We start from the raw sequence: 13,794 nt of genomic DNA, 5'->3' as shown, positions 1-13,794 counted from the left end.
CCGTGGCGGCCCGGTCAGCGCGCCGGTGGCTCACCCGTCGGGCCGGTGTCCGTCTCCACGGTGACCGAGAAGGAGAACCGGTCGCCCCGGTAGCGGATCCTGGCCACGTCGAGCACCCGGCCGCTCTCGTCGTACGTCACCCCCGTGTAGTGCAGGATCGGGCTCAGCAGCGGCACCCCCAGCAGCTCCGCCGTTACCGGGTCCGCCAGCCGGGCCTCGACCGTGTCGGTGATCCGGCTGATCCGTATCCCCCGGGTGTCGCGGAGCACCTTCGTCATCGGCCAGCGCTCCAGGTCCGCGACGTCGATGGCCGCAGCGACCTCCGGACGCACCGCGTTCTCCGCCCAGTTGACCGGCTCGCCGCTCTCGCCGTCGCGGCGCAGCCTGCGGTAGCCGACCACCTCGTCCAACCCGGGGAAGTACTCGGCGAGTTCACCCGGGACCGGCACCGGGCCATGGTCCAGGACCGTGGTCAGCTCGCCCGACTGCTGCGCCACGATCGCGTCGACCGAGCCGAGGAGCCGGCGCGGGGCGCCGCGCCGCGCGCCCGGCTCGATGAAGGTGCCGCGCCGCCGGTGCCGGCTGATCAGCCCCTCCTGCTCCAGCTCCTTGAGCGCCTGGCGCATGGTCAGCACGCTGACGCCGTAGTGCGCGGCGAGCTGTTCCTCCGTGGGCAGCCGCAACGGATCGAGCGGACGGCGGCCCAGTATCGAGGCGCGCAGGGACTGCGAGACCTGGTACCAGAGCGGCAGCTTGCGGTTCAGGACCAGCGAGTCGGGGGCGAAGGCGGTCACCGGTGATCTCCCCCAACGGGTCAGGGCCTGAAGTGGCGCTCAAGACCCTGCCACACCTCGTCGTACCCCTGCTGGAGATGGGCCGCCCGCGCGGCCTGCCCGGACAGCGTCACCGGCCAGCGGGTCTCGAACATGAACGCCAGGCCGTCCTCGATCTTCTGCGGGCGCAGCTCGGCGGCGCTCGCCCGGTCGAAGGTCTCCCGGTCGGGGCCGTGCGCCGACATCATGTTGTGCAGCGAGCCGCCGCCCGGCACGAACCCGCCCTCACCCGCGGTCTTCGCGTCGTACGCGCCCTCGATCAGGCCCATGTACTCGCTCATCACGTTGCGGTGGAAGTACGGCGGCCGGAACGTGTCCTCCCCGACCAGCCAGCGCGGCGCGAAGACCACGAAGTCGACGCCCGCGAGACCCGGGGTGTCGGACGGGGAGGTCAGCACGGTGAAGATCGACGGATCGGGGTGGTCGTAGCTGATGGACCCGATCACATTGAAGCGGCGCAGGTCGTAGACGTACGGCACATGGTTGCCGTGCCAGGCGACGACATCGAGCGGTGAGTGGTCGTAGGTCGCGGACCACAGGTTCCCGCAGAACTTGTTGATCACCTGGGTCGGCCGCTCGATGTCCTCGTACGCGGCGACGGGCGCCAGGAAGTCCCGCGCGTTGGCCAGGCCGTTGGCGCCGATCGGGCCGAGGTCGGGCAGTACGAACGGCCGCCCGTAGTTCTCGCAGACGTACCCGCGCACCGCCTCGTCCAGCGGCTCGACCCGGAACCGCACCCCGCGCGGGATCAGCGCCACCTCGCCGGGGCGGGCGGCGAGCAGGCCCAACTCCGTACGGATCAGCAGCCCGCCGTGCTCGGGGACGATCAGCAGTTCGCCGTCCGCGTCGCTGAACACCCGGTCCGTCATGGGGGCGTTGGCGTGGTACAGGTGCACCGCCATGCCGGAGCGCTGCCCCGCGTCCCCGTTGCCGCCCAGCGTCCAGAGGCCGGCCAGGAAGTCGGTGCCCGGCGGCGGTTCGGGCAGCGGGTTCCAGCGCAGCCGGTTGGGGTCGGGGAGGACCTCAGTGAACGGGGCGCCGCGCACCGCGCCGCTGTCGATCCGTACGAACGGCGGATGCGCCGCCGAGGGGCGGACGCGGTACAGCCACGAACGGCGGTTGTGGGCCCGGGGCTCGGTGAAGGCGCTGCCGCTGAGCTGCTCCGCGTAGAGCCCGAGCGGCGCGCGCTGCGGTGCGTTGCGGCCGTGCGGCAGCGCCCCTGGCACGGCCTCGGAACTGTGCTCGTTGCCGAAGCCGGGGGAGTGGCCGAGGTCCGTGGCCGCCTTCCGTGCCTGCTCGATGCCGCTCATCGTCCGCTCCCTGGTCGAGGGGGTCCGGGACTCGCGCACCCCGGAGTCAATCCTATGGACAACCGTAGGATTGACTCCCCGGCACGTCAACGGGGCCGCGCGGCATCATGGAGCCCGTGTCACGCGACCGTACGAACCACCAGACCGCCGCCGTCCCCGCGGCCGGTGCCGACGACGCCGGGTTACGCCGGGTCCCCGTCCAGCGCCGGAGTACGGAGCGGCTCGCCCGCATCCTCGACGCCTGCGCCGTACTCCTCGACGAGACGGGGTACGAACAGCTCTCCACCCGTGCCGTCGCCGCCCGCGCGGGCGTCCCCATCGGCTCCGTCTACCGCTTCTTCGGCAACAAGCGCGCCATGGCGGACGCCCTCGCCCGCCGCAATCTGGACCGCTACGCCACCCATGTCACGGACCGCCTCGCCCGGCTCGACGCGCGGGACTGGCGCGGCGCCGTCGACGCGCTGCTCGACGAGTACCTGGCCATGAAGCGCACCGTGCCCGGCTTCTCCCTCGTCGACTTCGGCGCCCAGCTCCCGCTCGGCGTCCGCCACCCCGCGCCCGCCCCGGCCCCGGCCGCCCCCGGACGGGACGACCCGGACGCCGACCCCAACCACCGCGTCGCCCGCCGCCTCACCGGGCTGCTCGCCGCGCACCTCGGCCGCGCCCCGGACGCGGCGCTGCACCGTACGGTCCTGGTCGCCGTCGAGGCCACCGACGCGCTCCTGCAACTCGCCTTCCGTACGGACGCCGCGGGTGAACCGGGGATCGTCGCGGAGACCCGGGAACTGCTGCGCGGCTATCTCGCGAGGACGCTCGACTGAACCGGCGCGCGGGTGAACCGGTGCCGGAGCGAACCGGCGCGCGGGCGCGGTGCGAGCCGCCGCGAGAGTTGTCCCGCGTTCCCCCTTCCGTCGTCCGTACCGGTCGGTATGCTCAGGGGGTGCGCGCCGTCCGACCGAGCGCCGCCCGCGCGTCACCGCTGCCGCCGCCCCCGGAGGAACCATGGCCCGTACGGCACCGCGCATATGCCCCCTCTGCGAAGCCACCTGCGGACTGACCCTCACCATCGAGGGCACCACGGTCACCGGCGCGCGGGGCGACCGCGACGACATCTTCAGCCGGGGCTTCATCTGCCCCAAGGGCGCCTCCTTCGGAGAGCTGGACGCCGACCCCGACCGGCTGCGCCTGCCCCTCGTACGCGAACACGGCGAGCTGCGGGAGGCGAGCTGGCAGGAGGCGTACGACCTGATCGCCGCCCGGCTGCGCCCGCTCGCCGAGGAGCACGGCCCGGACTCCGTCGGCGTCGTCCTCGGCAACCCCAATGTCCACACCGTCGCCGGGAACCTCTACCCGCCCCTCCTGCTGGGCGCGCTGCGCACCCGTAACCTCTTCACCGCCAGCACCCTGGACCAGATGCCCAAGCATGTCTCCAGCGGGCTGCTCTTCGGGGACCCGTTCGCCATCCCCGTACCCGACCTGGACCGTACGGACCATCTGCTGCTCCTCGGCGCCAACCCGCTGGAGTCCAACGGCAGCCTCTGCACCGCGCCCGACTTCCCCGGCAGGCTCAGGGCGCTGCGCAAGCGCGGCGGCACGCTCACCGTCGTAGACCCGCGCCGCACCAGGACGGCGCGCCTGGCCGACCGGCACCTGGCGATCCGCCCCGGCACGGACGCCCTGCTGCTCGCCGCGATCACCCGGACCCTCTTCGAGGAGAAGCTCACCGACCCGGGGCGGCTCGCGGAGCTCGCCGAGGGGATCGACGAGCTCCGCGAGGCCGTACGGGACTTCACCGCGGAGGCCGTCGCCCCGGCCTGCGACCTGACCGCCGAGGACATCCGCACCCTCGCCAGGGAGCTCGCCGCGGCGCCCACCGCCGCCGTCTACGGCCGTATCGGGAGCTGTACGGTCGAGCACGGCACCCTGGCGAGCTGGCTGGTCGACGTACTGAACATCCTCACCGGCAACCTCGACCGGCCCGGTGGCGCGCTCTTCCCCCTCTCCGCCACCGACCGCGCGCCGCGTCCGCCCGGCCCCGGCAAGGGGTTCGCGCTCGGCCGCTGGGCCAGCAGGGTCGCCGGGCACCCGGAGGCCAAGGGCGAACTGCCGCTCGCCGCGCTCGCCGAGGAGATCGAGACCCCGGGCGAGGGCCGGATCCGCGTGGTGATCGCCCTCGCCGCCAACCCGGTGCTCTCCGCGCCCGACGGCGACCGGCTCGACCGGGCCCTGGCCGGGCTGGACTTCATGGTCAGCGTCGACCCGTACCTCAACGAGACCTCACGCCACGCCGATGTCGTCCTGCCCCCGCCGCCACCCGCCCAGAGCGCCCACTTCGACTTCGCCTTCAACGGCTTCGCCGTACGCAACCAGGTCCGCTACACCCGGGCCGCCGTCCCGCTGGAGGAGGGGCGGCTCGACGAGAGCGAGATCCACGCCCGGCTGATCCTCGCGGTGAGCGGGGCGCACGGCGCCGACCCCGCCACCGTGGACGACCTGGCGATCGGCCGGGAGCTCGGCAAGGCCGTCGCCGACCCGGGCGCACCGGTCCACGGACGCGACCCAGGCGAGCTGGCCGCGCTCCTCACCGGGGAGAGCGGACCGGAGCGCCGGCTCGACCTGAGACTGCGCCTCGGCCCGTACGGGGACGGCTTCCGCACCGGTACGGAAGGGGTGGGCGGTGGTACGGCGGGCACGGACGCCGGTACGGAGGGCACGGACGCCGGTACGGCAGGGGCGGGCGCCGGTTCGGCGGGGCTCGGCCTGGCGCGGCTGCTGGCGCATCCGCACGGCATCGACCTCGGCCCGCTGCGCCCGCGCCTGCCCGGACCGCTGCGGACCCGCAGCGGACGGATCGAGCTGCTGCCCGCGCCGATCGCCGCCGATCTGCCCCGGCTGCGCGCCGCCCTCGCCGGGCGGCCCGCCGGGCTCGTCCTGGTCGGGCGGCGCCACCTCCGCTCCAACAACAGTTGGATGCACAACGTCCCCGCGCTGAACGGCGGTTCCAACCGCTGCACCCTCCAGATCCACCCCGAGGACGCCGCCAGGATCGGACTCCACGACGGCGACCTCGCCAGGATCACCGCCGACGGAGGCGCGCTGGAGGCACCGGTGGAGATCACCGACGCCGTACGGACCGGTGTGGTGAGCCTGCCGCACGGCTGGGGCCACGACCGCCCCGGCACCAGGACGTCCGTGGCGCGCACCCGGCCCGGCGTCAACGTCAACCAGCTTCTCGACGGCTCCCGGCTCGACCCGCTCTCCGGTACGGCCGTACTCAACGGCTTCCCCGTCGAACTGGCGCCGGCGGCCCCGCCGCACCGGGCGCGCGCTGACCGTGACGCTCCCATCACCCTGCTGTGACCTGGGGTTCTGCTCGTATTGCTCGCATGTCAACATCTTGTTAACGCGCAGAACGGCGCCCTAACGTCATCCGCACCGCCGCCCCCGGCGGCAGTTCAAAGGTGAACGTGAGGGGCCTTCCCAATGCTGACCATCCTCGGCTTCGTCATGATTGCCACCTTCCTGGTGCTGATCATGATGAAGAAGATGTCGCCGATCGCGGCACTGGTGCTCATACCAGCACTCTTCTGCGTCATTGTCGGACAGGGCGCGCAGTTGGGCGACTACGTCATCAAGGGCGTCGGCGACCTCGCGCCCACCGCCGCGATGCTGATGTTCGCCATCGTCTACTTCGGCGTGATGATCGACGTCGGGCTCTTCGACCCGATCGTCCGGGGCATCCTGCGGTTCTGCAAGGCGGACCCGATGCGGATCGTCGTCGGTACGGCGGTGCTCGCCTCGATCGTGTCGCTGGACGGCGACGGCTCCACCACCTTCATGATCACTGTCTCCGCGATGTACCCGCTGTACAAACGGCTCGGGATGAGCCGGGTCGTGATGACCGGCGTCGCCGCCACCGCCAACGGCGTGATGAACACCCTCCCCTGGGGCGGCCCGACGGCCCGCGCCGCCACCGCGCTCAAGGTGGACGCGGGCGACGTGTTCGTCCCGATGATCCCGGCGCTCGCCGTCGGACTGCTCTGCGTGCTGATCCTCGCGTACGTGCTCGGCATCCGGGAGCGCAAGCGGCTGGGCGTGCTGACGCTGGACGAGGCGCTGAAGACGGGCACGGTCACCGAGACGCCGGACGAGACGTCCGAGACGAAGATCGAGCAGCTCCTCGTGAAGACCGGTGGCGGCAACGGCACGGGCACGAGCGCCGGTACGGGTGCGGGATCCGGTACGGGTTCGGGTGACGGTGGCGCCTCAGGAGCCGGTACGGCCGGCAGCACCGGCACCGGCAGTGCTGATGAGGCCGACGAGGCGGACGACGACGGCTTCCAGGGGCTCGACCCCAACCGCGCCACCCTGCGCCCGCGCCTCTACTGGTTCAACGCCGGGCTGACCGTCGCGCTCCTCACCATGATGATCCTGCAACTGATGCCGATCCCGGTGCTCTTCCTCCTCGGCGCGGCCCTCGCCCTCACGGTCAACTACCCCAACATGGCCGAGCAGAAGGCCCGTATCGCCGCCCACGCCGACAACGTCCTCAACGTCTCGGGCATGGTCTTCGCCGCCGCCGTCTTCACCGGCGTCCTCACCGGCACCGGTATGGTCCAGAACATGGCCGACTGGCTCGTGAGTGCCATCCCCGACGGCATGGGCCCGCACATGGCGATCGTCACCGGCGTGCTGAGCCTGCCGCTCACCTACTTCATGTCCAACGACGGCTTCTACTTCGGCGTCCTGCCCGTCCTCGCCGAGGCCGGTGCCGCGCACGGCGTCTCCCCGCTGGAGATCGCCCGCGCCTCCCTCGTCGGCCAGCCGCTGCACATGTCGTCCCCGCTCGTCCCCGCCGTCTACGTCCTCGTCGGCATGGCGAAGGTCGAGTTCGGCGACCACACCCGCTTCACCGTCAAATGGGCCGCGCTCACCGCGCTCGTCGTCCTCGGCGCCGGGATCCTCTTCGGCATCGTCTGATGGCCAAGGCCCGCACAACGGCCAAGGCCCGCGCACACGATGCGCCGCCCGGTGGGAGAAGCTGGCTGCTGCGCCTCGTCATCGCCTTCGCGTTCGCCCAGGGCGCGGTGTCGATGGCGCGGCCGGCGGTCTCCTACCGGGCGCTGTCGGTCGGCGCCGACGAACGCGCCATCGGCGTGATCACCGCCGTGTACGCGCTGCTGCCGCTCTTCGCCGCCGTACCGCTCGGCCGCAGGACCGACCACGGGCGCTGCGCCCCGCTGCTCGTCGTCGGCGTCGTCCTGATCTCCGGGGGGTGCGCGCTCAGCGGACTGGCGGGCTCCCTCACCGAACTCGCCGCCTGGAGCGGGGTGATGGGCCTGGGCCACCTCTGCTTCGTCATCGGCGCCCAGTCGATCGTCGCCCGCCGCAGCGCCCCCGCCGAACAGGACCGCAACTTCGGCCACTTCACCATCGGCGCCTCCCTCGGCCAGCTCGCGGGCCCCGCCGCGGCCGGTCTCGCCGTCTCCGGCCAGGGCGGCGAGATGGCCCGTACGAGCGCGCTCGCGCTGCTCTGCGCCGCCGCCGCTGCCGCGGTCTCCTTCACCGCGCTGTGGCGCGTCGAACCCCCTGCCCCCGCCGTCGCGCCGGACCGCAGCGGCGGCCGGGTCCCCGTCCACCGCATCCTGCGCACCAGAGGCGTACCCGCCGGGATCTTCATCAGCCTGGCCGTGCTCTCCGCCACCGACATCCTCACCGCCTACCTGCCGGTCATCGGCGAGGAACGGGGCATCGCGCCCGCCGTGATCGGCGCCCTGCTCAGCCTGCGCGCCGCCGCCACCATCGCCTGCCGCCTGGTCATGCCCCCGATGCTGCGCCTGCTCGGCCGCAGGGTCCTGCTCACCGCCACCTGTCTGCTCGGCGGGCTGCTGTGCGCGGGCATCGCCCTGCCCGTACCGGTCTGGGGTCTCGCGCTGATGCTCGCCGCGCTCGGCTTCTGCCTGGGCGTCGGCCAGCCGCTGTCGATGACGACCGTCGTACGGGCCGCCCCGGACGGGGCCCGCTCCACCGCACTCGCCCTGCGCCTCACCGGCAACCGTCTCGGGCAGGTCGCCGCACCCGCCTCCGCCGGTCTGGTCGCGGGCGTCGCGGGCACGGGCGCGCCGTTCCTGATGCTCGGCGCGCTGCTGGTGGGCGCGGCGGCCCTCGGGCCCCGCAAACCGGAGACGGCGCGGAGCGCGAGCGTGGGCGGAGGCAAGGGCGGTAGCGAGGACGCAAGCGTGGGCGGAAGCAAGGGCGGTAGCCAGGACGGAGGCGAGGGCGGAAGCAAGGGTGGTAGTGGGAGCGGTGGTGGGAGTGGAGTGGAACCTTCGCGCGAATCATTCCCTGACCGCGCGTAGTCGGCTAACTTCAGGCGTTCGCAGCCGCTCCACCTTCCTCTTCCGGGCGGAACCATTCATGACTCGCGCCATTTCCCTGCACAGCGTCGGCAAGGCATACGGACGGACGACCCGCGCGGTCGACCGCTTCTCGCTCGATATCGCGCCCGGCGAGTTCCTGGTGCTCCTCGGCCCCTCGGGGTGCGGTAAATCGACGGTGCTCCGTATGATCGCCGGTCTTGAGGACATCACCGAGGGAGATCTGTTCCTCGATGGTGAATATGCCAATCACATGCCGCCACGGGAACGCCGCATGGCCATGGTGTTCCAGAACTTCGCGCTCTATCCGTCCATGACCAACCGCGAGAACATCGGTTTTCCGCTCAGGCTGGAGAACCCGGGCGAGGACCGCACCGCGCGCGTCGAGGCCACCGCCAGGATGCTCGGCATCGAGAGCGTCCTCGACCGCTATCCGAGCCAGCTCTCCGGCGGCGAGCGCCAGCGCGTCGCGATGGGCCGGGCCATCTCCCGGCGCCCCTCGGCCTTCCTGATGGACGAACCGCTCTCCAACCTCGACGCCAAACTCCGCAGCCATCTGCGCGCCGAGATAGCCCAGCTCACCGCCGAACTCGGGGTCACCACCGTCTATGTGACGCACGACCAGGCGGAGGCGATGTCCCTCGGCGACCGGGTGGCGGTGATGCGCGGCGGGGTGCTCCAGCAGGTCAGCGCGCCGCGCGAGGTGTACGCGCTGCCGGAGAACGTGTTCGTCGCCGCGTTCATCGGCACCCCGCGGATCAATCTGCTCCAGGCCGTCGTCCACGCGCCGCTCGACGGCCGGATGTCGATCGACCTCGGCCGGCAGCGGCTCCCGCTTCCGCAGCCTCTCAGCTCCGACCACCAGTTGCTCCGTATCCAGCAGGGCCGGCAGATCATCGTCGGCCTGCGCTCCGAGGCGGCCAGGATCGCCCCGCCGAGCCAGGCCCGGCCGGGTGAGGTGGCGCTGAGCGGCATCGTCGAGCACATGGAGTACCAGGGGCACGAGGCGCTCGTCCATCTCAACATCGGGTCGCGGCCCGCCGTGGTGGCCGATCTAGAATCACCCCGCCCCAAGTCCGCGGTACGCCGCCGCAAGAGCGGTCCGGGACTGCTGGACCGGCTGCGCGGCCGGGCGGCCGGCGGCAACGGCTCGGGCAAGGGCGGCGGCGTGGCCGTGGACGAGCCGATGACCGGCCAGGAGCCCGCCGCGCACAGCCCCGAACGCGCCGCCATCGCCGCGAGCGACCTCGTCGTCCGTACCGGCCCCGACATGCGGCTGCGTACGGGCGCGCAGGTGCCGCTCCTGGTCGACCTGGCCCACCTCTACGTCTTCGACGACTTCGGCCGGCGGATCTGCCCCGCCCCGAGGGACCAGCCCGGACTGGACGCCTGAGGCGTTTGGGCCCGGCGCAGGACGGAAGACAAGAGGACAGAGCAACGGGCGGGACATGCCGAACAGGTTGGACGCGGGTCGAGCAGGCGGACGTACGAGAAGGATGGCGATGAAGGCGTACGACGGGATGTACATCGGCGGAGCGTGGCGGCCCGCGGCGGGGACGGAGAGGATCACCGTCGTGAACCCCGCCGACGAGACGGAGATCGCCACCGTCCCGGCCGGCACGGCGGAGGACATCGACGCCGCCGTCCGCGCCGCCCGGGCCGCCTTCCCCGGATGGGCCGCCACCCCGCCCGCCGAGCGTGCGGCCCACCTCGCCGCCCTGCGCGACACGATGCTGGCCCACCGGGACGAGATCGCCGAGACGATCACCGCCGAACTGGGCTCGCCGATCGGCTTCTCCCGGGCCGTCCAGGCCGGGGCGCCGATCGCGGTCGCCGCTTCCTACGCCGAGCTGGCCGCCTCGTACCCCTTCGAGGAGAAGATCGCCAACTCCACGGTGCTGCTGGAGCCGGTGGGGGTCGTCGGCGCCATCACCCCGTGGAACTACCCGCTCCACCAGATCGTCGCGAAGGTCGGCCCCGCCCTGGCCGCGGGGTGCGTCATCGTCGTCAAGCCCGCCGAGGACACCCCGCTCACCGCCCGGCTCTTCGCCGACCTGGTCCACGGGGCGGGCCTGCCCGCGGGCGTGTTCAACCTGGTCACCGGCGTCGGCCCGGTCGCGGGACAGGCGCTCGCCGAGCACCCGGACGTCGACCTGGTCTCCTTCACCGGATCCACCGCGGTCGGCAGGCGGATCGGTGCCACCGCGGGCGCCGCCGTCAAACGGGTCGCCCTGGAGCTGGGCGGCAAGTCCGCCAATGTCATCCTGCCGAGCGCCGATCTCGCCAAGGCCGTCAAGGTGGGGGTCGCCAACGTCATGTCCAACTCCGGCCAGACGTGCAGCGCCTGGACCCGGATGCTGGTCCACACCGACCGCTACGACGAGGCGGTCGAGCTGGCGCGGGGGTACGCCGCCGGATACGTGGCGGGCGACCCGCGCGACGGCGCGAGCCGACTGGGGCCGCTCGTCAGCGCGAAGCAGCGGGAGCGGGTGCGCGGCTACATCGAGAAGGGCGTGGCGGACGGCGCCCGCGTCGTCGCGGGCGGCCCCGGCGCCCCGCACCCCACCGGCTACTACGTCGCCCCGACCGTCTTCGCCGATGTCACCCCCACGATGGCCATCGCCCAGGAGGAGATCTTCGGCCCGGTCGTCTCGATCCTCCGGTACGAGGACGAGGAGGACGCCCTGCGGATCGCCAACGGCACCGTCTACGGCCTGGCGGGCGCGGTCTGGGCGGGGGACGCGGAGGAGGCCACGGCCTTCGCCCGCCGGATGGACACCGGACAGGTCGACATCAACGGCGGGCGCTTCAACCCGCTCGCCCCCTTCGGCGGCTACAAGCAGTCGGGGGTCGGCCGGGAGCTCGGCGCGCACGGACTCGCCGAGTACCTTCAGACCAAGTCGCTCCAGTACTGAACCCGCCCGCTGAGCCCGTCTACTCGCCTGCTGAGCCCGCCTACGGAACCCGCCCGCTGAGCCCGCCGGTGCGCCTTACGGACCCGGTCCGGAGCACCGCCCCTGTCGTATCGAGCCGGGAGAGAACACTCGTGGTCCGCGCCGCCGTCCTGCCCGCCGTCGGAGCCCCGCTGGAGATCGCGGAGATCGAGCTTCCCGAACCCGGCCCCGGCCGGGTACGGGTCCGCCTCGCCGCGGCCGGGGTCTGCCACTCCGACCTGTCCCTGTCCAACGGCACGATGCGGGTCCCGCTGCCCGCCGTCCTCGGCCACGAGGGCGCCGGTACGGTCGTCTCCGTCGGCCCGGGCGTCACCCACGTCGCGCCCGGCGACGGCGTCGTCCTCAACTGGGCGCCGTCCTGCGGAAGCTGCCCGCCGTGCGCGGACGGCGAGGTGTGGCTCTGCGAGAGCGCCCTCACCGGCACGGGCGGCCGCCACGCCCGTACGGCCGACGGCACGGAGCTGCACCCCGGCCTCAACGTCGGGGCGTTCGCCGAGGAGACCGTCGTCGCCGCGAACTGCGTCCTGCCGCTGCCCGCCGGGATCCCGCTCACGGAGGCGGCGCTGCTCGGCTGCGCCGTCCTCACCGGGTACGGTGCCGTGCACCACGCGGCGCGGGTCCGCGCGGGCGAGTCGGTCGTGGTGTTCGGCGTCGGCGGCGTCGGCCTCGCGGTCCTCCAGTCGGCCAGGATCGCCGGTGCGGCCACGGTCGTCGCCGTCGACGTCTCGCCGGAGAAGGAGGCCCTGGCCCGCGCGGCGGGAGCCACCGCGTACGTCGTCGCCTCCGACACCACCGCGAAGGACATCCGCGGGCTGACCGGTGGGCGGGGCGCCGACGTGGCCGTCGAGTGCGTCGGCCGCGCCACGACCATCCGTACCGCCTGGGAGTCCACCCGGCGCGGCGGCCGTACGACGGTCGTCGGCATCGGCGGCAAGGACCAGCGGGTCACCTTCAACGCGCTGGAACTCTTCCACTGGGGCCGCACGCTCGCCGGGTGCGTCTACGGCAACAGCGACCCGGCGAAGGACCTGCCGGTGATCGCCGGGCACATCAGGGACGGACGCTTCGACCTGGGCGCGCTGGTCACGGAGCGGATCGGTCTGGACGGCATCCCCGCGGCCTTCGAGAACATGCTCGCGGGGCGGGGAGGCCGCGCCCTGGTCGTCTTCTAGTCAGCGGCGGCGCTCCGGCGCGAGTCGGTCGCGGCCGGAGCGGACGTCGCGGCCGTATCCGTATCCGGGCCCGTGTCCGTCGCCCCGGCGCCGTGTGCGACGACGGTGGTACGGCGGCGCGGACGCGAGCGGGACACCGCGACCCCGGCGAGACAGAGGGCGCCGCCGCCGAGCGTCAGCAGCCCCGGCACCTCGTCCAGGACGAGCCAGGCCATCAGCACGACCAGCGCGGGGACGGCGTACGTGGTGGCGCCCATCCGGCCGGCCGTCGTACGGGCCAGGGCGTATGCCCAGGTCGTGAACGCCAGCGCGGTCGGGAACACGCCCAGATAGACCATGTTGAGCGTCGCCGACAGCGGTGCGTCCGCCACGTCGTGGACGAGCTGCCCCGCGAACGGCAGACAGGCGACCGCGCCCGTCAGACAGCCGAAGGTGGTCACCTGGAGCGCGCTCGCGTGCGCCAGCGCGGGCTTCTGGGCCACCACCCCGCCCGCGTACGCGATCGCCGCCAGCACACACAGCGCCACCCCGAGCACCGAGGCATGCCCCTCGCCCGACATCGAGAGACCCACGGCCACCGCGCCCGCGAACGACACCGCCATGCCGGCCAGCAGCCGGGGCGGCAGGCTCTCGCCGAGCAGCCGGCCGCCCAGCAGCGCGATGAGGACCGGGCCTATGTTGACGACCATCGCGGCCGTTCCCGCGTCGACCTCCTGCTCACCCCAGTTGAGCACCACCATGTAGACGCCGAACCAGAGCAGCCCCGAGACGGCGATCCCGGGCCAGGCGGCCCGGGGCGGCAGGCCCTCGCGCCGTACGAGCCAGACCAGGCCGAGCACCAGCGCCCCGGCCAGCAGCCGGCCGAGGGCCAGCGACCCCGGCGCGTACGCCGCTCCCGCGCTGCGGATCGAGACGAAGGCCGAGGCCCAGAGGAGGACCGTCACCCCCGCCGCGGCCAGCGGGAGCCAGGGCAGCCGGGACGGGGGAGAGGCGGGCGGGCCGGAGGGGCCGGGTGAACCGGGCGCAGACGTCATGCGGGGAAACGTACGCCGACAGCGCTCCGGTTCTCACCGCAATATCGGGGGCGGGCCCCTCCGCGCACCCGTCCCGGTGTTCGTCACCGGGACTACCACCGGGGCCATCACCGG

10 protein-coding genes are annotated in these 13,794 nt (G+C 73.1%); 7 read left to right on the top strand and 3 right to left on the bottom strand.

All coding sequences use genetic code 11. The features are described from left to right. Positions 1-14 precede the first annotated feature (14 nt). Both ACIO3P_RS30420 and hmgA read right to left on the bottom strand, forming a co-directional pair. Positions 15-794, bottom strand: a complete 780-nt coding sequence (locus tag ACIO3P_RS30420; protein ID WP_329824562.1) for a GntR family transcriptional regulator — start codon at positions 792-794, stop codon at positions 15-17. A 20-nt stretch (positions 795-814) separates the two neighbouring features. Then, positions 815-2,143, bottom strand: coding sequence for a homogentisate 1,2-dioxygenase (gene hmgA / locus ACIO3P_RS30415; RefSeq protein WP_401854165.1), 1,329 nt, complete (start codon positions 2,141-2,143; stop codon positions 815-817). A 116-nt stretch (positions 2,144-2,259) separates the two neighbouring features. Between hmgA and ACIO3P_RS30410 the strand changes: the two genes are divergently transcribed. From ACIO3P_RS30410 to ACIO3P_RS30380, 7 genes are all read left to right on the top strand, one after another. Further along, positions 2,260-2,964, top strand: a complete 705-nt coding sequence (locus ACIO3P_RS30410) for a TetR family transcriptional regulator (protein WP_401792828.1) — start codon at positions 2,260-2,262, stop codon at positions 2,962-2,964. 181 nt (positions 2,965-3,145) lie between these two features. Further along, positions 3,146-5,503 (top strand): molybdopterin oxidoreductase family protein, encoded by a 2,358-nt coding sequence (locus ACIO3P_RS30405; protein WP_401854167.1) that lies wholly within the window; start codon positions 3,146-3,148, stop codon positions 5,501-5,503. Positions 5,504-5,626: 123 nt separating this feature from the next. Then, positions 5,627-7,123, top strand: a complete 1,497-nt coding sequence (locus ACIO3P_RS30400) for a CitMHS family transporter (protein WP_401854170.1) — start codon at positions 5,627-5,629, stop codon at positions 7,121-7,123. After that, positions 7,123-8,502 (top strand): MFS transporter, encoded by a 1,380-nt coding sequence (locus tag ACIO3P_RS30395; RefSeq protein WP_329824557.1) that lies wholly within the window; start codon positions 7,123-7,125, stop codon positions 8,500-8,502. The genes ACIO3P_RS30400 and ACIO3P_RS30395 overlap by 1 nt, the downstream gene beginning before the upstream one ends. 58 nt (positions 8,503-8,560) lie before the next feature. Then, positions 8,561-9,913 carry an ABC transporter ATP-binding protein gene (locus tag ACIO3P_RS30390; protein ID WP_329824556.1) on the top strand — a complete coding sequence of 451 codons (1,353 nt, stop codon included), beginning with the start codon at positions 8,561-8,563 and terminating at the stop codon, positions 9,911-9,913. A 109-nt stretch (positions 9,914-10,022) separates the two neighbouring features. Beyond that, entirely contained in the window at positions 10,023-11,435 is a 1,413-nt protein-coding gene (locus ACIO3P_RS30385) for an aldehyde dehydrogenase family protein (protein ID WP_401854173.1), read from the top strand. A gap of 131 nt (positions 11,436-11,566) precedes the next feature. Beyond that, complete coding sequence (locus ACIO3P_RS30380; RefSeq protein WP_401854175.1) at positions 11,567-12,646, top strand: zinc-binding dehydrogenase; 1,080 nt, start codon at positions 11,567-11,569, stop codon at positions 12,644-12,646. On the opposite strand, the gene ACIO3P_RS30375 is transcribed toward ACIO3P_RS30380, so the two are convergent. Next, positions 12,643-13,680 (bottom strand): DMT family transporter, encoded by a 1,038-nt coding sequence (locus ACIO3P_RS30375; RefSeq protein WP_401854178.1) that lies wholly within the window; start codon positions 13,678-13,680, stop codon positions 12,643-12,645. The two genes, ACIO3P_RS30380 and ACIO3P_RS30375, sit on opposite strands and share 4 nt — an antisense overlap. Positions 13,681-13,794: the final 114 nt, after the last annotated feature.

The sequence above is a fragment of the Streptomyces sp. NPDC087310 genome, assembly GCF_044744405.1.
GTDB lineage: Bacteria > Actinomycetota > Actinomycetes > Streptomycetales > Streptomycetaceae > Streptomyces.
Note: the sequence above shows the minus strand (reverse complement) of the source record. Positions and strands in the feature narration are given on the sequence as shown.